22 protein-coding genes are annotated in these 19,659 nt (G+C 47.7%); 13 read left to right on the top strand and 9 right to left on the bottom strand.

All coding sequences use genetic code 11. The features are described 5' to 3' along the window. Positions 1-47: 47 nt before the first annotated feature. The 8 genes from SLH55_RS04185 (at position 48) to SLH55_RS04150 (ending at position 9,743) form a co-directional block, all read left to right on the top strand. Positions 48-2,090 carry a sigma 54-interacting transcriptional regulator gene (locus SLH55_RS04185; protein ID WP_320322761.1) on the top strand — a complete coding sequence of 681 codons (2,043 nt, stop codon included), beginning with the start codon at positions 48-50 and terminating at the stop codon, positions 2,088-2,090. Positions 2,091-2,258: 168 nt separating this feature from the next. Next, a complete protein-coding gene (locus tag SLH55_RS04180; protein WP_320322760.1) occupies positions 2,259-3,782 on the top strand; it encodes a long-chain-fatty-acid--CoA ligase in 1,524 nt (507 codons plus the stop codon). 26 nt (positions 3,783-3,808) lie between these two features. Beyond that, entirely contained in the window at positions 3,809-4,954 is a 1,146-nt protein-coding gene (locus SLH55_RS04175; RefSeq protein WP_219167604.1) for an acyl-CoA dehydrogenase family protein, read from the top strand. 29 nt (positions 4,955-4,983) lie between these two features. Further along, entirely contained in the window at positions 4,984-6,135 is a 1,152-nt protein-coding gene (locus SLH55_RS04170; RefSeq protein ID WP_320322759.1) for a thiolase family protein, read from the top strand. 37 nt (positions 6,136-6,172) lie between these two features. After that, positions 6,173-7,249, top strand: a complete 1,077-nt coding sequence (locus SLH55_RS04165; RefSeq protein ID WP_320322758.1) for a CaiB/BaiF CoA-transferase family protein — start codon at positions 6,173-6,175, stop codon at positions 7,247-7,249. A 33-nt stretch (positions 7,250-7,282) separates the two neighbouring features. Then, positions 7,283-8,902 carry a long-chain fatty acid--CoA ligase gene (locus SLH55_RS04160; RefSeq protein WP_320322757.1) on the top strand — a complete coding sequence of 540 codons (1,620 nt, stop codon included), beginning with the start codon at positions 7,283-7,285 and terminating at the stop codon, positions 8,900-8,902. A 91-nt stretch (positions 8,903-8,993) separates the two neighbouring features. Then, positions 8,994-9,389: a VOC family protein gene (locus SLH55_RS04155; RefSeq protein WP_060673648.1), complete on the top strand. Its 396-nt coding sequence runs from the start codon at positions 8,994-8,996 to the stop codon at positions 9,387-9,389. A 108-nt stretch (positions 9,390-9,497) separates the two neighbouring features. Next, on the top strand, positions 9,498-9,743 hold the full coding sequence (locus tag SLH55_RS04150) for a DUF3953 domain-containing protein (RefSeq protein WP_219167600.1): 246 nt from the start codon (positions 9,498-9,500) through the stop codon (positions 9,741-9,743). A 22-nt stretch (positions 9,744-9,765) separates the two neighbouring features. On the opposite strand, the gene SLH55_RS04145 is transcribed toward SLH55_RS04150, so the two are convergent. Both SLH55_RS04145 and SLH55_RS04140 read right to left on the bottom strand, forming a co-directional pair. Beyond that, positions 9,766-10,701: a nucleoside hydrolase gene (locus tag SLH55_RS04145; protein ID WP_219167599.1), complete on the bottom strand. Its 936-nt coding sequence runs from the start codon at positions 10,699-10,701 to the stop codon at positions 9,766-9,768. Between the two features lie 52 nt (positions 10,702-10,753). After that, the gene (locus tag SLH55_RS04140) at positions 10,754-11,722 is read right to left on the bottom strand and encodes a helix-turn-helix transcriptional regulator (protein WP_219167598.1); all 969 of its coding nucleotides are present in this window, start codon (positions 11,720-11,722) and stop codon (positions 10,754-10,756) included. A gap of 109 nt (positions 11,723-11,831) precedes the next feature. Here SLH55_RS04140 and SLH55_RS04135 point away from each other — a divergent pair, with 109 nt between their 5' ends. From SLH55_RS04135 to SLH55_RS04125, 3 genes are all read left to right on the top strand, one after another. Continuing rightward, positions 11,832-12,665, top strand: a complete 834-nt coding sequence (locus SLH55_RS04135; RefSeq protein WP_320322873.1) for an SDR family NAD(P)-dependent oxidoreductase — start codon at positions 11,832-11,834, stop codon at positions 12,663-12,665. Positions 12,666-12,771: 106 nt separating this feature from the next. Then, a complete protein-coding gene (locus SLH55_RS04130; protein ID WP_320322756.1) occupies positions 12,772-13,485 on the top strand; it encodes a TIGR02206 family membrane protein in 714 nt (237 codons plus the stop codon). A 38-nt stretch (positions 13,486-13,523) separates the two neighbouring features. Then, on the top strand, positions 13,524-13,964 hold the full coding sequence (locus SLH55_RS04125) for a hypothetical protein (RefSeq protein ID WP_320322755.1): 441 nt from the start codon (positions 13,524-13,526) through the stop codon (positions 13,962-13,964). A 33-nt stretch (positions 13,965-13,997) separates the two neighbouring features. Here SLH55_RS04125 and SLH55_RS04120 read toward each other — a convergent pair whose 3' ends face one another. From SLH55_RS04120 to SLH55_RS04105, 4 genes are all read right to left on the bottom strand, one after another. Further along, positions 13,998-14,459 (bottom strand): GNAT family N-acetyltransferase, encoded by a 462-nt coding sequence (locus SLH55_RS04120; protein ID WP_320322754.1) that lies wholly within the window; start codon positions 14,457-14,459, stop codon positions 13,998-14,000. Positions 14,460-14,863: 404 nt separating this feature from the next. After that, entirely contained in the window at positions 14,864-15,457 is a 594-nt protein-coding gene (locus SLH55_RS04115) for a dienelactone hydrolase family protein (RefSeq protein WP_320322753.1), read from the bottom strand. A gap of 55 nt (positions 15,458-15,512) precedes the next feature. Next, a complete protein-coding gene (locus SLH55_RS04110) occupies positions 15,513-16,085 on the bottom strand; it encodes a DUF6434 domain-containing protein (RefSeq protein ID WP_320322752.1) in 573 nt (190 codons plus the stop codon). Positions 16,086-16,143: 58 nt separating this feature from the next. Continuing rightward, the gene (locus SLH55_RS04105; protein WP_149154292.1) at positions 16,144-16,470 is read right to left on the bottom strand and encodes a YnfA family protein; all 327 of its coding nucleotides are present in this window, start codon (positions 16,468-16,470) and stop codon (positions 16,144-16,146) included. A gap of 136 nt (positions 16,471-16,606) precedes the next feature. On the opposite strand from SLH55_RS04105, the gene SLH55_RS04100 reads away from it, so the two are divergent. Then, positions 16,607-16,975, top strand: a complete 369-nt coding sequence (locus tag SLH55_RS04100) for a YkvA family protein (RefSeq protein ID WP_320322751.1) — start codon at positions 16,607-16,609, stop codon at positions 16,973-16,975. Positions 16,976-17,265: 290 nt separating this feature from the next. On the opposite strand, the gene SLH55_RS04095 is transcribed toward SLH55_RS04100, so the two are convergent. Genes SLH55_RS04095 through SLH55_RS04085 form a run of 3 tightly spaced genes read right to left on the bottom strand, consistent with a single transcriptional unit; the run spans position 17,266 to position 18,740 of the window. After that, on the bottom strand, positions 17,266-17,451 hold the full coding sequence (locus SLH55_RS04095; protein WP_320322750.1) for a hypothetical protein: 186 nt from the start codon (positions 17,449-17,451) through the stop codon (positions 17,266-17,268). A gap of 16 nt (positions 17,452-17,467) precedes the next feature. Further along, positions 17,468-17,923 (bottom strand): hypothetical protein, encoded by a 456-nt coding sequence (locus SLH55_RS04090; RefSeq protein WP_320322749.1) that lies wholly within the window; start codon positions 17,921-17,923, stop codon positions 17,468-17,470. Between the two features lie 34 nt (positions 17,924-17,957). Next, positions 17,958-18,740 carry a CPBP family intramembrane glutamic endopeptidase gene (locus tag SLH55_RS04085; RefSeq protein ID WP_320322748.1) on the bottom strand — a complete coding sequence of 261 codons (783 nt, stop codon included), beginning with the start codon at positions 18,738-18,740 and terminating at the stop codon, positions 17,958-17,960. 137 nt (positions 18,741-18,877) lie between these two features. On the opposite strand from SLH55_RS04085, the gene SLH55_RS04080 reads away from it, so the two are divergent. Beyond that, a complete protein-coding gene (locus SLH55_RS04080) occupies positions 18,878-19,492 on the top strand; it encodes an HAD-IA family hydrolase (protein WP_320322747.1) in 615 nt (204 codons plus the stop codon). The last annotated feature ends 167 nt before the right edge of the window (positions 19,493-19,659 follow it).

Here is a 19,659-nt window from a genome sequence, read left to right as displayed (position 1 = left end):
TTATAATGGTGATAACAGATTGAATTTTCGGAAAAAGGGGGATTGGAATGATTCAGTTCCGGGATATGGTCACGCCGATCGATTGTGTGATGACGGAAGAAACCACATTAAAAGAAGCGATTGAGGTCATTAAAGAAAAGAAGTGGAACCTCCTGCCGGTTACAGACGGTGACCGTAACCTCCAGGGAGTGTTCACACGCAGCGGTTTGTACCAGATGATGCTTGACCAGATGCCGCTTGAGACGCCGATCAAGGCATACATAAAGAAGGAAACACGAACCATCCGGGTGGATACACCGTATCACGAAATCGAGGAGATGGTGAAAACGAGCAAGGCGGGAACGGGGATTGTCCTTGATGAGGAGGGCAAAGTGATGGGGTTACTGACCAAAACGGAAATGGTGATGGCTTTATTGAAATCAGCCAATACGTTAAAGGATCAGCTGGAAACGATCATGATGCACTCAAGTGTAGGGGTATTGATGACGGATGATAAACTGGAGATCATTTATGCCAATGAATCATTTTCGAAGATCACAGGTCGCTCCATCGATTCCATTCATGCACGTCATCTCCGCGAAATAGTTCCAAGTCTGGCTATAGAAGACCTTGGACATCATCATGATGAAACCTATCAGTGCATCCTGCATATTTCCTCCTATGAAACCGTGAACCATAAGGAAGGGAAAATCGTTCTGTTCCAGGATGTTTCTGAAATTGAAAAGATGGCCGAGGAGCTGCAGACCGTCAAAAAGTTGAAACTGACCATCGAGACGACGTTGGAGCATGCGTATGATGGCATCTTGATGACCGATGAACGAAATGTGATCACGATGGTCAGTCCGCCGCTGCTTGAGCTTTTCAATCTCGAAAAAACAGAGGTGCTGCATCGCGAGGCGGATAGTGTGCTCCCACAGTTGAAGCTTCGGAAGGTCTTTAAGACAGAAACAGCAGAATTCAGTGATGTTTACGAAAGGCAAGGCATTAAATATATTGTGCACAGAATTCCGATCATGAAGGATGGCAGGGTCATCGGCGCCATCGGGAAGGTGATGTTCCGGCAGCTGAATGAGGTGAGCGAGCTGTTCAAGAGGCTGCAAAAGGCTGAAAACAAGGCAAGCTTTTATCAAGGCCAGCTGCAAAAATCCGAAGCCGCCAGATTCACCTGGGATCATATCCTCAGTGAATATCCTTATATGGATAAATTAAAGAAAAGTGCCGCCAAAGCAGCGAAGGGCAGGTCGACTGTGCTGGTGAGGGGAGAAAGCGGGACCGGGAAGGAATTATTCGCCCACGCCATCCATAACAGCAGCGCCCGGAGCGACGGCAAATTTGTCATCGTGAATTGTGCAGCGATCCCGGAGGATTTACTGGAGTCGGAGTTCTTCGGATATGAAGAAGGGGCGTTTACAGGAGCGAAGCAGCGGGGGAAAGTCGGGAAATTCGACCTTGCCAATGGGGGGACGCTGTTTCTCGATGAAATCGGCGATATGTCGATTTCGCTTCAGGCAAAGCTGTTACGGGTTCTGCAGGAGCGTGAATTTTACCGGGTCGGGGGTAATGAACGGATCAAGGTCGATGTGCGCATCATTGCGGCAACCAATCGGAATTTGGAGGAAATGGTGAAGGCAGGGGAATTTCGGGAGGATCTCTATTACAGGCTGAACGTCATTTCCTTGAATATTCCACCGCTTCGCGAGCGTGTCCATGATGTAGAACATCTCACCGGAAAATTGATGATCGAACTCAATTCCATGCTTGGAACGAGCATCACCGGCATATCCGCAAAAGCGAAAACAGCACTTCTTCAATACGACTGGCCGGGAAATGTAAGGGAGCTTCGAAACGTACTGGAACGGGGAATGACGTTTGCCGAGCATGGGAATATTCAGGTGGAGGACCTTCCGGATTATTTGGTCTCAAAGGTGACGGTTACGAATACGGTCAGCCTGGCAGAAGATGCGGAACTCGGCGCGATTAAAAAGGCACTGAGTCAGGCGAGTGGCAATAAAGCACAGGCAGCGAGGCTTCTCGGGATCAGCCGTTCCGGATTATATGAAAAACTGAAGAAGTATGATCTGACCGTATAGAGCAATCTTGCACAGAACTGTCCAAATCAAGGTGTCCAATTTCTGGACACCTTGATTGCTAAAGAATCCGGATACCCCTTATGATCGCTGTTTTCTGAAAGTTGGCACAATTATTGCATAAATAAAAATGAATGCGTTTTCAAACATATCACTAGGGGGAAATGGAGAATGGATATTGGTTCTTGTGTAGCGCAAAATGCGAGGAAGAAGCCGGAGAAGCTGGCGGTTGTATGTGAAGGGAGAACCTATACGTATAAGCAGTTGAATGAAGAAGTGAATAAACTGGCACATGGTCTTCTCCATCTTGGAATCCGAAAAGGTGACAAGATGGCATTGATGATGAAAAATTCCGATCAGTTCGTGCTTGCTTTCTTAGCAGGTGCCAAGGTCGGGGCGGTCCTCGTTCCTGTCAATTTCCGCCTGACGTCATCGGAGGTTCATTATATTCTCGACCAGTCCGAAGCGGCTCTTGTCTTCTGTGACGAAGAATTCGAGGAGACCGTCACGTCTGCCAGGGAAGAAACCCAAGTCCTCCATGTCATCACGACAGGGACCCCGGGAACAGTGGGGCACCATTCATTCCAGCGGGTGCTTTCAGAGAATACAGAGGAACCGCCCGTTCAGGTCGGTGATGAGGATGATCTGGAAATTTTATATACATCAGGCACAACGGGTAGACCTAAAGGAGCCTTATTCGATCATAAGCGGGTCTTCAATGTGGGGCTTACGATGATGATCAGCATGGGAATCAACGAGAAAGAGAACTTCCTTCATGTGGCTCCATTATTCCATTCCGCCCAACTCAACCTGTTCCTCCTATCCGGAATTGTCCTAGGGGCGACCCATGTCATTCACCGGGAGTTCCATCCAGTGAAGACCCTTGAAGCGATACAGGAGCATGGGATCACCCATTTCTTCGGCGTACCTGCCATGTATACCTTTATGCTTCAGGTGCCAAATGCCGACAATTACGATCTATCTTCGATTAAACGATGTGGATATGGTGCGGCACCAATGGCCCCTGAACTTGTAAGAAAGAGCATCGGATTGTTCAAAACCGACCAATTTTATAATCTATGCGGGCTGACGGAAGCGGGACCCGGCGGAATCCTGTTAGATCCCGAGGGACATAAAAACCATTTCGGTAAGGGTGGGAAAGCCGCCTTCCTGACCGAAGCAAGAGTAGTCAATGAAGAAGGAAAGGACATTTCGCCAGGTGTGGTCGGAGAGTTCATCATCAAAGGTGAGTCGATCATGAAGGAATATTATAAAAAGCCTGAGGAAACGGCAAAGACGCTGAGGGACGGCTGGCTGTATACGGGGGATCTCGCCACCATCGATGAGGAAGGCTACATCACCCTAGTGGACCGGAAAAAGGATATGATCATCTCTGGCGGTGAAAATGTGTATTCCATCGAAGTCGAGGAAGTCCTGTATGAGCATCCTTCAGTCCTTGAAGCCGCCATCATCGGACTTCCTGATGAAACATGGGGAGAAGCCGTCTGTGCCGTCATCGTACCGAAAGAGGGAGCAGAAGTCGATGAGCAGGAACTGAAGGATTTCTGCCGTCAGAAGCTCGCAGGCTACAAGATTCCAAGGAGGATCTTCGTGGAAGAGGCCCTGCCACGGAATGCGTCGGGGAAAATATTAAAATATCAACTCCGACAGTCCCTTGCTGGAGTCAAACAATAATAGAGTTTCATAGAGGAGAGGGAAACATGAAACATCTTTACTTATCAGATGATCATGACATGTTCAGACGGTCATTACGAAAGTTCTTAGAAAAAGAAGCGTATCCTCACTATGATCAGTGGGAGGAGAATCGGATGATTCCCCGTTCCTTCTGGACGAAGATGGGGGAACAGGGCTATCTCTGTCCGGATATTGAGGAACAATATGGTGGCAGTGAAGTGGACTGGGGATTCTCGGTCATCATCAATGAAGAGATTGAAAGAGTCGGCTCAGGCCTCGTCGGAATCGGACTCCATAATGATATTGTAGTGCCCTATATTACAGCCTATGGAACGGAAGAGCAGAAGAAACGCTGGCTTCCTAAATGTGCGACGGGGGAAATCATTACGGCAATTGCCATGACGGAGCCCGGAACCGGGTCGGATCTGGCGAATATCAAGACGACAGCGGTCCTTGACGGTGATCACTATGTCGTCAACGGTGCGAAGACGTTCATTACCAATGGAATCCATTCAGATCTCATCGTGGTTGCCTGTAAAACGGACCCTAAGGCGAGCCCGAAACATAAGGGGGTCAGCCTTCTTGTGATCGAACGGGATGCACCCGGTTTCTCACGGGGAAGGAAGCTGAATAAGGTGGGTCTGCACTCTCAGGATACGGCGGAACTCATCTTTGAAGACTGTCGCGTCCCGAAAGAAAACCTGCTCGGGGAAGAGGGGAAAGGCTTCGTGTATTTGATGGATAAACTGCAGCAGGAACGTCTGCTGGTGGCGATTGCCGCCCAGACGGCATCGGAAGTGATGCTCGAACAGACCATCGAATATGTGAAAAGCAGGGAAGCGTTCGGAAAGCCGGTGAGCAAATTCCAGAATACCCAGTTTAAAATTGCGGAAATGGCGACAGAAATCGAAATGGGCAGATCGTTCCTTGATCAGTTGATCGCCGAACATATCGCCGGCGAGGATATCGTGACAAAGGTGTCCATGGCCAAGTGGAAACTGACCGATATCGCCAAGAAAATCTCCGCCGAATGCATGCAGCTCCATGGGGGATACGGATATATGGAAGAATACGAGATTGCGAGAAGGTTCCGCGATATTCCCGTCGCGAGTATTTACGCAGGCACGAATGAAATCATGAAGACGATCATTGCGAAGAATTTAGGTTTATAGATATTTGAATTGTAGAAAGGGAGAGGTATATGCGTGAAGTAGTCATTGTAGAAGGTGTGAGAACACCCGTCGGAAGAAGGAAGGGGTTATTGAAGGATATCCGTCCCGATGATCTTGCGGCAGGGGTCCTTGAAGAGGTCGTGAAGCGAGCCGGGATCGATCCAGGGATCGTGGAGGATGTCATTCTTGGCTGTGTGTCTCAGTCAGGGGAACAGGCGGGGGATATTGCCCGTGTGGCTGCCCTGATTGCAGGTTTTCCCATTGAGGTACCGGGAACGACGATTGACCGCCAGTGCGGATCAAGCCAGCAGGCCGTTCATTTCGCCGCCCAGGCGATTCTGGCAGGAGATATGGATGTCGTGATTGCAGGCGGTGTGGAGAATATGTCCAGAGTTCCGATGGGGTCCAATTATGGAAATGCCGAGCCGTTCAGTCCAAAACTGAAAAGTCGTTACGAAGTCATCCACCAGGGCTTATCGGCAGAACGGATTGCCGAAAAATATGGATTTACCCGCAGGGAGCTGGATGAATTCTCGGCGGAAAGCCATCGTCGTGCGTTGAAGGCTCAGGCTGAAGGTCATTTTAAAAAGGAAATCATGCCGCTACAGGTCACGGATGAAAACGGCGAAACCATCTTGATCACGGATGATTCGGGTCCGAGGGAAGGGACGACTCCGGACGTTCTGGCCGGTTTGAAAACGGTCTTTAAGGAAGATGGCGTCATCCATGCAGGGAACGCGAGCCAGATCAGTGACGGGGCAGCAGTCCTTCTATTGATGAGTCGTGAAAAGGCAGAGGAGCTCGGATTAAAGCCTCGCTTCAAAGTCCATACCCGTGTGGTCGTCGGATCCGACCCCACTTTGATGCTGACAGGGCCGATTCCGGCAACGGAAAAAGCATTGAAGAAATCAGGTCTGGCACTTGAGGATATCGATGTGTTCGAGGTCAATGAAGCCTTTGCGTCCGTCCCGATGGCCTGGCTCAAGGAAACAGGTGCGGATCCCGGGAAACTGAACCCGAATGGAGGAGCGATCGCTCTCGGTCACCCGCTAGGTGCAAGCGGGGCTCGCCTGATGCTGACCATGATGAGTGAGCTTGAACGAACGGGTGGCCGATACGGCTTACAGACAATGTGCGAAGGTCATGGAATGGCGAATGCCACCATCATCGAGCGTCTCTAATGAACAGATCCAAACGAGGAGGTGTGAGGGTTCCGATATGCTAAAAGGTATTAGAGTCATCGACTTTACTAACTATATACCCGGACCCTTCACGACCTTACGGCTTGCGGAGCTCGGAGCAGAAGTGATAAAGGTAGAATCCCCGGAAGGAGATCCGGCGAGACAAAATGGAAACGGCTTAGTGTTCAAAGCACATAACCGGGGTAAAAAAAGCATCGTCCTGGATCTGAAACAGGAGGAAGGGAAAGGGGTTGCCCTTGACCTGATCCGGCAGGCCGATGTACTCGTAGAAAGCTTCCGTCCCGGCGTCATGGAAAAGCTCGGACTCGGGTATGAAGCGGTCAGCGACATCCATCCGGCTCTTATCTACTGCTCCATTACCGGCTACGGGAACAAGGGGAAGATGTCTCAGCTCGGAAGTCATGATTTGAATTATATGAGTGTAAGCGGCGCCCTTGCCCAGTTGAAGGATAAGAGTGGAAGACCGGTTCATCCGAGTCATACCTTTGCCGACTATATCGGAGGGTTGGCGGCAAGCGAACGGATCCTTGGCGGACTTGTCGCTAGAGGGATATCAGGGGAAGGAAGCTATCACTGCGTTTCCCTTGCAGAGAGCATGGCTTCCCTGATGACGAATCATGTCCTGATTGAAAAAGAAAGAGGATACCCCAATGGAGTTCAGGTTTTAAACGGCACCGTGATTTCATACGGTTTATACGAAACGAAAGATCATGGGTACGTCACACTCGCGGCCCTGGAGCCGAAATTCTGGCTGAATTTCTGTAAGGCCCTTGGCAGGGAAGACTGGGTGTCTGCCCATTATTCGAAGCCGGGTTCGGGAAATCCCGTTTACCGTGAGCTCGTCGATTTGTTCAAGAGTAAAACACGGGAGGCATGGTCAGAATTCGGGCAGACAGTGGACTGCTGTCTTACCCCGGTTCTCGAAGCTGGGGAGCTTGCCGAGTATCCTGCTTTTAAAGAAAAGGATTTTATCACAGGTGAAGGGCATGTGAATATGTACAGTGATAATCGAGGGGCCGTCACACCGCCTCCGGAAAAAGGGGAGCAGACGAAAGAGGTGTTAAGGGACTGGCTTCAAGAAACGGTTGAATAATAGATGAAGAGAAGCGGAAGGGGAAATGGTTGTATGATGAATGTTCCATTAACAGTAGGTTCGCTCTTGGAGAGAGCCGAAAAATTCTTTCCAAAGAAGCAGGTCGTTTCAAGGACACTAACAGGAATCCATCGTTTTACGTATAAAGAAATCGGTGAGCGCACACGAAGACTGTCGAGCGCACTTCAGAAACTGGGTGTAGGGAAAGGGGACAGAGTCGGGACATTCGCGTGGAATCATCATCGCCATCTGGAGGCCTACTTCGCAGCACCGGGAATGGGAGCGGTGATCCACACCATCAATATCCGCTTGTCTCCTGAACATATTACTTACATTGTGAATCATGCGGAAGACAAGGTGTTATTGGTCGATGAGGATTTACTGCCCCTCATTGAAAAAAGCAAGGACCAGTTCAAAACAGTAGAAGCTTATATTGTCATGACCGATAAGGATGAACTTCCGGAAACGACACTGGAGCCCGTCTACTCTTATGAGGAGCTGCTGCGTGAAGCAAGTCCTAATTTCGAGTTCGTGAAGGATATCGACGAAAATGAACCTGCCGGAATGTGCTATACATCTGCCACCACCGGTCAACCAAAGGGTGTCGTCTATTCCCACAGAGGGATTGTCCTGCACAGCTATGCTTTCGGTCTGGCGGATACGGCCGCCTTATCAGAAAGGGATGTCGTATTGCCGGTCGTGCCGATGTTTCATGCGAATGCATGGGGACTGCCTTTCGCTGCCACATGGTTCGGCTCGACGCAAGTGTTGCCTGGTCCCCTGTTTACCCCGAAGCTCTTGGCTGAACTGATTGAAAAGGAAAAAGTTACCTTTACTGCCGGAGTCCCGACGATTTGGCTTGGGCTTCTGAATGAACTGGAAAAGGGTGAATATGATACTTCTTCCCTGCGATCCATCGTCTGTGGAGGGTCAGCAGCTCCGAGGGGCATGATCAAAGCATTTGAAACGAAGTACAACATTCCATTCCTTCATGCGTATGGGATGACAGAAACCGCTCCCCTTGCCGTTGTTTCAAGGCTAAAGAGCTACCAGACGGACCTTGATCAAGAGGAAATCCTCGATATTCGTTCCAAGCAGGGGCTCATTGTGCCAGGACTTGAGATGAAGGTGATAGGCATTAACGGAGAAGTAAAATGGGACGGCGAGGAAATGGGAGAGCTTCTGCTCCGCGGCCCGTGGATTGCCGATGAGTATTATAAGGACGAGCGTTCCCAGGATGCGTTCAGGGATGGATGGCTTTATACAGGTGACGTTGCGACCGTTGATGAAGAGGGCGTCATCAAGCTGGTTGATCGGACGAAGGACCTGATCAAGAGCGGCGGGGAATGGATTTCATCCGTTGATCTTGAGAATGCCTTAATGGCACATGATGCCGTGTTCGAAGCGAGTATCGTGGCCGTTCCTCACCGAGAGTGGCAGGAACGACCGGTTGCCTGTGTCGTGTTGAAGGCACCTTATAAAGATAAAGTCGACAAACAAGAACTGCTGAATTTCATTGCCCCGCAATTCGCGAAGTGGTGGCTTCCTGATGAAATCATCTTTATGGAGGAAATCCCGAAAACATCGGTGGGGAAATTCCTGAAAAGGGCATTGCGTGAGCAGCTGAAGGATCTGTTGGTGGAGAAATCCTAGTCAGCCCTGATTTATATAAGAAAAAAGAAGGGATTCTCCCCGGGATACCGAAATGATAGTGTGAATGACAATATAATGGGAGGTATGAACAATGGGGAGAATGGTTCATTTTGAAGTACATGTGGATGACATGGAACGTGCAAAGACGTTTTACGGGGAAGTATTCGGCTGGAAGTTCGAGGACTGGAGTGAGTACGCCGGAATGCCTTACGTGGGGGCCGTGACCGGGGATGAAAATGAAATGGGGATCAACGGTGCATTGATGCAGCGTCAAAGTCCTCCACCTCAGCCGAATCAGCCGATGAACGGGTATTCGTGTACGATGGGTGTCGGGAACTATGATGAAACAGAAAAGCTCATCCTTGAACACGGCGGCAAGGTCGCCATGCCGAAGTATGCCCTGCCTGGAATGGCTTGGCAAGGCTATTACATAGACACAGAAGGCAATGTGTTCGGGATTCATCAGCCGGATAAGGATGCGAAGTAGAGAAAAGTGTGTCTGACCTGTATGTGGTCAGGCACTTTTTTATGCTAAGAGGGACATAATCATGTGGTAAAATAAGGATGTGGAAGAAACAGAAATGGGGAATCAACCATGTTAGAAAAAATGAGAAAAACGATCAGCATCATTGTGCTGGCAGTAGCCGTCTATGGTCTTGTTTCGGACAATAATGATGTGCTTCCTTATACGATGGCGGGGATGGGGACTCTTATGGTGATCATGGGACTAGAAGAGTACCAGAAGAATCGAAAGTCGTATAAAAGCTACATGTTGTTTGCTGTATCTGTCTTCATGTTATTTGTCTTTATTCAACTCCTGATTTATAAATCAAGTATATAAAAAGGGATGAGGCACGGCCGCCTCATCCCTTTTTTCCTGTCATCACGTTGATGAAATCCTCAACAAACATTTGATAATCCATCTCCAGATAGATGTTAATGTTCTTTTCAGCCGGTTTCGAGCTGACCCTGAAATCGGCGATGGATGTACCCTGCCCAAGTCCTGAAGTCAGTACTTCGACGTCCCTACGGATTGTTTTCCCCATATCGGGGTTCACCATCAGGGAGAGGGTGACGACATCGTGAAGGGGGGCGCCGCCTATACCGGGGATCAGCTTTTTATAGGCGTCGATATAGTAAGTCATGACGTCATCAAGGATCTCGATGACGGGATTGCCGTTCATCTCCTGGATGGTTTTAATGTGTTCAAGGGTGACAATTGCCTTATTCGTAACGTTTAGAGGGGCGATATACAGATTGTCGAAATTCTTGACCACGAGTTCTGATGCGATCGGATCTCCGTAGAAGTTGGCTTCCGCTGAAGGAGTCACATTTCCAGGTACGAAAAACGCCCCTCCCATAATATAAAATTCCTTTACTTTTTTTGTTATGTCTTCGCCTAACAGGTAAAGGGAAGCGAGTGACGTATTCCTTCCGACATCTACGATTGTGACGTCCTGATTCTCTTCAATGATGGTGTAGAGTTTGGAAAAGTTGGTGAGTTCCCCGGAGAAGTTTTCCGGAGGCCTGATCGGTCCCAAGCCTTCCTGTCCGTGGATTTCAGGATAATAGGTCGGGATTTTCCCGGATGAAGGGCTGTTGGATCCGCCGATGATCGGGATATCCGTCCTATCAGCAAGCTTGAGCAGATAAGCGATGTTATCGGTTGCCTGCTTCTTCTCGACATTTCCGTAGCTGGAGACGATACCGAGAACCTTAATGTTTGGATTCAAAAGGGCATACATGATGGCGATGGAATCATCAATGCCGGGATCCGCAAATAAAATGATGTTTTTCATGGGAGACTCTCCTTGATAACGTTTTTTAAAACATATCAAAGAGAAGGGAGAATTATTCCATTCGGCGATAAAATGAAGCCGTAGCCTCAGCCATTTTAACGATCTTCTGCTTGAGGTCAGCGGGCTCTATCACCTTTACCCCATCGGCGAACCCTAGGAGATACGCTTTTGCCTCTTCTTCCGTATCAAAGGAGAGCGTCACGGGTATCCACTCGTCACCTCTTCGTTCCCCAACTGCGAGGACCCGGGCAAACCTTCCGGAGAATGTGAGCCTGGATAAAAGATGTGGTGACACCTCCACTTTCACTTCATAAGAAGGCAGTCTTTTGATGAAGGATTGGGTGGAGGACGACCAATACTCGGTCAGGTCAAAGCCCAAGGGTCTTTGGAACGTCTCGTCCAAGGTTTCTGTGTGATGAATCCGGGACACTCTGTAATTCCGGATATCCCCGTTTTCCTTGGCAGCGATGAGGTACCAGAGGTCACCTTTGGCTACGAGGCCGAGTGGTTCCACAATGCGTTCATCCCTTTCTCCGTCAGCCCGTTCGTAGGTGATTCTTAATTTGATCTCCTGAAAGACCGCCTCTTTGATGGTTTCGAGAGAGGCCGTCTTATTTTTCTGCTTTCGCCATGAGCTTGTGTCGATATGGATCCGGTTCCAGACATCCTTCCCGTTCTCACGGTAAGAGGGCGGGAGGGAGGCCATCAGTTTGTTCCTTGCTTCTTCGGTTATACGCGTCAGACCGAGATCCTCCAGAAGATGATTGGAAGGAGAAACGAATAGGGCGCGGATTTCCGATTCCTTCAACCCTGTCAGGTCCGTCCGGTAGTCCTCAAGAAGCGACCAGCCACCCTTTTGTCCCCTCTCTGCCACCACGGGAATCCCGGTCCCGCTCAAGGCATCCATGTCCCGGTGGATGGTCCGCTCGGAAACCTCCAGCTTCTCTGAAAGTTCCTTCGCCGTCATCCGGCCATGTGTTTGTAGGAGTAGTACTATGGATATCAAACGGTCGCCTCTCATGTTCCTCACCTTTTTCTTGGTTTTTCTTTTATTTAATGAAATATGACAATGGATGTCAAGAATGGAATCGTATAATGGGGTTATCTTAGTGGATGAAAGGAATGGTTGGATGAAATCACTGACAGGAAAAGTAGCGCTTGTAACAGGAGGAAGCAGGGGAGCGGGGCGTGGGATCGCCATTGAACTTGGAAGAGAAGGAGCCACGGTGTATGTGACCGGGCGCAGTACAAAAGGGAACTCTACGCAAAACTTTCCAGGGACAATCGATGATACAGCAGCTCAAATCCAAGAGGCAGGTGGAATAGGAATCGCGGTACAGTGTGATCATACGATTGATGCTGAAACGAAAGCGGTCATTGAGCAAATTCGGGAGGAACAAGGCAGACTCGATATACTCATCAATAACGTATGGGGCGCTCATGATATCGGTGTGAATCCAGGGAAATTCTGGGAACAGTCTCTTGAAAATTGGGACACGATGTTTACGGCAGGCGTGAGGGCACAGCTCGCGACGAATCATTTTGCCATCCCTCTCCTGCGGGAAGGGGATGGTACGCTCATCATTCATACGACGTTCTGGGATGAAGGCAAGTACACGGGACAGTTCTATTATGACCTTGCGAAAAACGCCCTCGTCCGCATGGCGTACGGTCTTTCAAAAGAACTGAAAGAGGACGGAATCGCCGTCATGGCTGTATCCCCGGGATTCATGAGGACAGAGCTGGTGCTTGAACATATGGGTGTGAACGAGGAAAACTGGCAGGAATCAGAAGACTTAAAGAAATCCGAAACCCCATATTATGTTGGACGTGCCATTACGGCACTGGCAATGGATCCAGGGGTGATGGAGAAGACTGGGCAGGCTTTGAGAGCAGGAGATCTTGCGAAAGAATACGATTTTACGGATGTGGATGGCCGGTATATTCCGCCGTTTACGTTATAAGAAAGTCCCTTTTGGGGCTTTTTTATTTGAATGCAGACTTAATCAACCCCTTTGCCGAATAAACTATCCATGATAACCACTTTTCAAAAGGAATAGGGGTGGCATGATGTTTTCCGTGACAGAGATGCAGACGTTCGAGTTGTTTTCTGTTCCCCATATCTCAGTGCTTTTGATGTTTGTGGCGATATCGTTTTGGCTGGTGTATTTCAGGCATTTCCTGAAGGGGTATCAGTCTGTGCTGAAGTGGACTTTTTTTTCGATGCTCGTGATGAGTGAAGTGTCGTGGCATATCTGGCTCGTGGCCACCGGAACGTGGGAAGTAGGGGATCTGCCCCTTCAGCTCTGTTCTGTCAGCACGTTCATTGCAATTTATCTATTCCTCAGACCCAATCAGAAAGCCTATTATTTGCTCTTTTTTATCGGTCTTCTCCCGCCAATCTTAAGTATGGTGACACCTGAAATGGCGTACCAATTTCCCCATTTCCGTTTTCTGAAATATTTCCTTCATCATGCAGCCATCGCGTGGTCCGTCCTTTATTTCATCGTGTATGAGGGATACCGTGTGCCAAGAAGAGCAGTATGGACCGGTTTTCTCATGGTCAATCTACTCGCCCTTCCGATTTTCTTCCTGAATATCCTTCTCGATACGAATTTCTTCTATCTCGCAAATCCCACGGAATCGAAAACAATCTTGTCCTTTTTCGGAGAGGGGGTCATATATTATATTAATCTGGAAATCGCGGCACTTGTCGTGTTTTTCGTGACATATCTGCCTATGGGTATGCTGGTGAGAAAAGAGGGTCAAAGGGTAACCCAATGACTATTAGGCACGTCTAAAGTAGAAAAGGGGGTATGGCTGTGCGTAAGCTATTGGCAATCGGTAATGTCGTTGCGTTGATTGCCATCATTCTGTTTATGATCAAACCATTTGAGACATCCCCGCCGACGGCCATTGTGACAGCAGGCGAAGTCGCCATTCCTGTTACCGAGGGTTCCTATTGCTGGAATGGCCTCTTTTCCGGTCAATGTGTGGATAAGGATTATGGAAGTATCGTGGCCATGGGAGAGGAATATAAGCCAACGGTCGTTTCCCCCGGAGAGGAGATCCGCGTAACGTTCGATAAGAAACCGAAAGCGGTGGAAGCGGAGCAATGGTTGGGGGAGGAGCAGGTGCAGAGGGTGGAACTGAAGAACCATACGATCGTGGCTCCTAACCAGAAAGGGATCTATGTGTATCATCTCGTGGCACACTGGAAGAAAGGGGACGGAAGTTATGCATTTTCAGTGGAAGTAAAGTGAAAACGCTTGGATCCCCAAGCGTTTTGTCATGTCTTACAGCTTAAGCTTCAATCCTTCATGGGTAGCTTTAAAACCTAATTTCTCATAAAATCTCAGTGCCTCGGGCCTTTGCTTATCCGTCGTCAATTGAATGAGATGGCAACCCCTCTCCTCTGCGCGGGCGATCGCCCACTGGATCATCTTCGTACCCACGCCTTCCCCTCTTACAGAAGCAGAAGTTCTGACGCCTTCAATCGTTGCTCTCCAGCCACCTTGATGGGTGAGGTATGGGGTGAACGTGATTTGCTGCACGCCGACTACCTTTTCTCCGTCACAAGCGACGACCAATTCGTTATTGGGATCGGTATCGATGGCTTTGAATGCTTGTAAATAGCTTTGAGGAAGAGGCTGTTCGTAGCGCTCGCGCTGTTTTCCAAGTACGTCATCGGCGAGCATTTCGACGATATGGTCTACGTCTTGTTCGGTCGCTTCTCTAAAGTGCAATGGTCTCTCCATGCGAATCCCCCTTGTTTAAAAACAGTATTGATAGTTTCAATGCTAACGAATTTGAACTAATAAGTTAATGATATTTAAATGATGGAAAGGTATAAGAATTCCTTATCATTATGAAAAAATTCATCCCAACCGTATCCATTTTTGATTCAAACCTGTATATAAAAAGTGAGGGTGAATGGGATGGAAGGAGTGAAATGCTATGAACTGAATGACGTGAGACAGGGGTTTTCACCTAAATGGCAACCCTCCATTTCCCTATTGCCCAAACGACGTGAATCATCCCTGGAACTACCGTGAAAACAGATAGTAGATCTTTAAAGAAAGAATAGAAGGAAAACAACACCAACGTGCGTGTAGCGGGCGCGCGTAGGGTGGTTTCAGTGGTCGCAGAAACAGATATCGATTCAAATTTCTTCTAAGAAGCCAATGATTCTAGCCCTCGTTTCGTTTGCAGATTCACGATGAAAGGAAGATGAATAGGGATCACTGAATCCATGTTTACCACTATATTTCTGAATGTCGATGGGCTTTCGCTCTAGCATTGCAATCACTTCGTCCACCTGGAAAGAAGATTCTTCTTCAGGGAAGAACAACATGGTTGGACACAGTGGTGTGACCTCTAAAAAGTTTCGTATCCGTGAACCGTAGTAGCCGATGACACCATCAACCCTTTCATCATCACTGCATAACCAGGCAATCGTTGCTCCCACACTGAACCCTATGATGACAATCCGTTTGTATTGCGGTCGATAGGTCGAGAGAATGCTCTTTATTGTTTCTGACGGCTCTTCAAAGCCTATGTTCCCGATGAAATGATGATAAGCAGCCTCTTCCTGAGAATAATCAAAAGCAGATCCCTTTTCTAATAAATCCGGACAGATGACGTCCATTCCTTGTTTTGAGATGAATTCGCAGAAGTCTTGTATGTGTTGGTTGATTCCGTAGATTTCGTGGATGACTATGACAAGCGTACTAGAATTTTGTTGAAGTTGTATCATGTTATTTCCCTCATATTCTTAAATAATGGGTATATGTTCAGAGGATAGCAGGAGCTTATTCTCTTGTTTTACAAGCAACATAACGATTGCTCCCCGGAAGCTTCTTAATCTCATTCCACGCATCTATCGCATCCGCCCGAGTCCTACCTTTGTTGTCCGGATCCCTAAAGAAATCACGGGTGAATTGATTGTATTCGAATTGCGGTCCGATTTCCTTCTTGTATGAAGGAGCTTTCTTCCGCTCTTCTTCTTTGTGCCATTCTTCAACGGCATCTCGATAGGTTCTTCCTGCATTCTGTTTGAAGTAGTTCTGGATGTGGGTGGAGAAATGAAATGTGGGAATGACGGATTTGAAGAATGCCCTCACTTCCTGGCTGCACCGATGTTGGTCGGTGATGACGGTATCAAGACTTAAAGGTTCTTGAAGGACAGCCGGCTTTTTTGATTTCCTGACGGGTTTCATGATCTCACCGGTCGAAAGGAAAATGCTAACTCGTTCTGATATCTCTATCTTTGATCCGGAAGCACTGATGCCATGGTGACGGCAGAACGTTTGCAGCTCTTCCTTTAACCAGTAGTACTCTTTGAACGTTTCAACCGGGGTGTCCTTATTTAATACAGGTCTCAATGTAACCAGCTCCCTAAATTCCATTTACACCCATTTTAGAACAAACGTTCTGTTTTGTCTATTGTCTTGGTCCCAGCAGCATCACACCAACCCCGACCAGACAAATCCCGGCACCGACCCAGTCATATACATCCGGTGTTTTCTTATCGATCCCCCACCCCCAGAGAACGGACAGGACGATGAACACCCCGCCGTAAGCAGCGTAGACACGGCCGAAGGAAGGAAAGGACTGGAAGGTGGCAATGACCCCATAAAGAGCTAAGGCGATTCCGCCGGCGAGTCCCCAATAGGATGGTTTTCCTTCGCGAAGCCATAGCCAGATGAGATACCCTCCCCCGATTTCGGCGATACCGGCAAGGATGAATAAGATGATGGCATTTAACACAATGATCACTCCCAATTGTAGTTTACTTAGATGAAGTATAACGCAAATCCACCTGTCCAAACATTTGTTTATTTTCCCTAAACCTTCTACAATGAAAGAATAAGAGAAGGTCTAGTCTCACGGAGGTGGAAATGAAATGGACAATACGGAAAAACATTTTTCAGAAGAAAAGTTTTGGGATAAGTTGAAGAGGTATGGGGTGAAGGCAGGTCATTCCGTCGTGTATACGGCATTGCTCCTTTATTTCGTCCTGCAAAAGCCGGATGTCCCAAAGAAGTCGAAGATGGTCATCATCGGGGCCCTCGGATATTTCATCCTTCCAACGGATTTCATTCCGGACATGGCAGTCGGGATAGGGTTTACAGATGATCTTGGAGCCCTGGGACTCGCTTTATTGCAAGTGTCCATGTATATCGATGATGAAGTGAAAGTAAAGGCCAAGGCGAAGTTGAGTGACTGGTTCGGCGATGATGTGGATACGTCTGAGGTGGATGGGAAGTTGTGATATGACCAAGTGTCATTGACGGTTGGGTCGATGATGCTTTTTTTATTGTGGGGAAGATGTTAATGTCCAGTTACCTGATTTCGTTTTTCAAGGACCTTTCCATGAAGGATTTTGTTGTCGGATATGTTGTCATAAACCAATTCATTCTCTTCACAGCCTAGAAGGAGGAGGGTCGCCAGCAGGATGAGGTAGCCGATTTTTTTCACAGTTAATCAGTCGATAAGGAGGGGAGGGATGTTACAGGAGGCAGAGACTCCCGGCGTTTATTCAACCATTATCCCCAACTATCATCATTCCCCCTTGTACGTATCGTCGAATAAATCCTCATCACCCTGCCGTTCTTTAATCTCATGCTTCTCTTCCAAGTAGCTTCCGATGACTGAGCTATTAATGCCGTCCCGCACAGCTCTTTCTATGATCATATAAAAAAGTGATAGCCCGACGAGTGCACCTAAAATGATCAATGTAATTTCCATATCTTCACCTCCCTGATTACTCGATAACAATATTCCCGACATACTGAGCATTTCCCCGATCCGTTTGAAGGTCGACCTCCAATACGTAAGACCCTTTTCCTTTGGGTAATGTGAAGGAACGGTTCTCACTCATATCCAGCTGCAGCTTTTCGTTACCCAGCCATAAGAACGCACGTAATTCCTCAACGGCAAAGTCTTCGCTTTCAAAAAGAAGATCTACCTGCTGCCCGGATGGAAAGGTGAGCTCCTTTTGTTCCCGGGCGAAGTCCACTACCTCTTTCGTTTCCTTCTCCAATGGTTTGCTGTTTTCACCCCGCCAATCGATATTGGTTTCGGTTAATTCAACGGAGTTGACGCTGTCAGTATTCATAAGCGTTACAGTTGGTGGGGTGAAGTCATAGTCTTCTCCAATGCAGCCTGTCATGAAAAAAGTGAGGAACAAACATAGGAAAGCCTTAAAATGGTTTCTCATTCATCCAAATCCTTTCTATTCAAAGAGTGATAATCTAGTTTATCCATCCATTCAGCACCATCCCCATATTCATTACCATATGAAAGACGATGGCTGGGTAGATGCTGTCTGTCTTCAATACTACGAAGCTATAAAAGAGTCCCCCGAAAGAGAATAAGAGACTGAGGGCGAGCGGGATCCCGATGGATAGATGAAGCAGACCGAACCCGATACTTGTCACAGTGACGGCATAAACGACTGATGTGTTACTCGTCAACGAGGACAGCATCACTCCTCTCCAGATAAATTCCTCAACTGTAGCGTTGAGGAGGGTGAATCCTACAGCGAATAAAATTAATGACCTCATTTCGCTGATTTCCCCGAACCAGGGGAGGGGGATGAAGATGGAGCAAGAGCCAGCCAGCCCGATGAATAAAAATAAGGGCAATGAGATGGAATGTGACGGCATGGAGATGCGCTTTTTCCAATCGGGTAAGCTTGTGTAGGTATGGATCGTGTCTTTTGATACTGAATGTGAGATTATTACTGCCATCAGTATGATTACAAGTGCAGCTCTGTTCAACAGTATGTATATTTCTTTTGAAATATCCCATTCTTCCATCCAACCGGTTGCGAATTGAAATACCAGCAAACCGAGCAAGAAGAACAGGAAGAGGGAAGCGACGGACCTGTCCTTTTTGGTAGAGAGATAGAGGGAGAAATGGCCCAGTAACGGCAGCAGTCCCCATTCGTATGCTCTATAAGATAGAAGGATGATCCCTGCGAAAAACAGGGTGGCCGAACTTATGTGGAAAAAGGGATGCAGGGAACGGATCATGTGGTCCTCCTTGAAAGGCTTTGAAAATAGTTTAGCATAATTTTCCTGTTTTTAGTAAAAGTCATATTCTCCTATGGACGAAAAGGTCATTTCTTGTGGTAAAATTAGGATAGTTTACATAAGAAGGGGGAATGGACATGTACAAACATATAATATGGGATTTCGACGGGACGCTTTTTGACACATATCCCGTCATGGCCGGAACCTTCAAGGAAACGCTTAAGCAGGATGGGATTGATGAACCTTTAGAGGAAATCATGAAACATATGAAGGTATCGATGACCTATGCTTTCAATCATTATGGAGAGAAGTACGGCATCGGGACCGAGTTTATCACAGCCTACGATTCCCGCAGAAAAGAAGTGGAATTTGATTTGTCCAAACCCTTTGAAGGTATGATGGAGCTTTGTAAGTATATTCATGAAACCGGCAGAAGGAATTATCTTTACACTCATAGGGGGGAGTCTTCCATGAGAATGTTGGAGGATTTCGGGATGATTGGCTACTTTTCTGATTTCATCACCTCCGAACACGGGTTTGAGCGTAAGCCGAGTCCGGATGCCATTCATCACTTGATCCGTACCCACGGCATCGACCAGTCCGAGGCAATCATGATTGGCGACCGGGATCTTGATCTGCAAGCAGGGAAGAACGCCGGAATCAGTTCATGCTACTTTGCGGACGAGTTGGTTGCAAATACCCATGCTGATTATGTGGTGACGAGCGTGGAGGAATTGTATAAGATTATTTAATATGAAGACCATTGAGGGACGGACCTTGGTGGTCTTTTTTTAGTGAATAATTGGAATTTAAGTCAAGTCCTTAATATTGTGTAAATTCCTTACTTGTCTTTTTTAACTATTAATCAGCTATAGCTATTCAATTCAACATTTTTTTGCGAAACTTCCATGAAGTAATT

It is taken from the genome of Rossellomorea sp. YZS02 (assembly GCF_033963925.1).
Taxonomy (GTDB): Bacteria; Bacillota; Bacilli; order Bacillales; family Bacillaceae_B; genus Rossellomorea.
The sequence above is the reverse complement of the archived record's forward strand: the minus strand, read 5'-3'. Positions and strand labels throughout refer to the sequence as shown.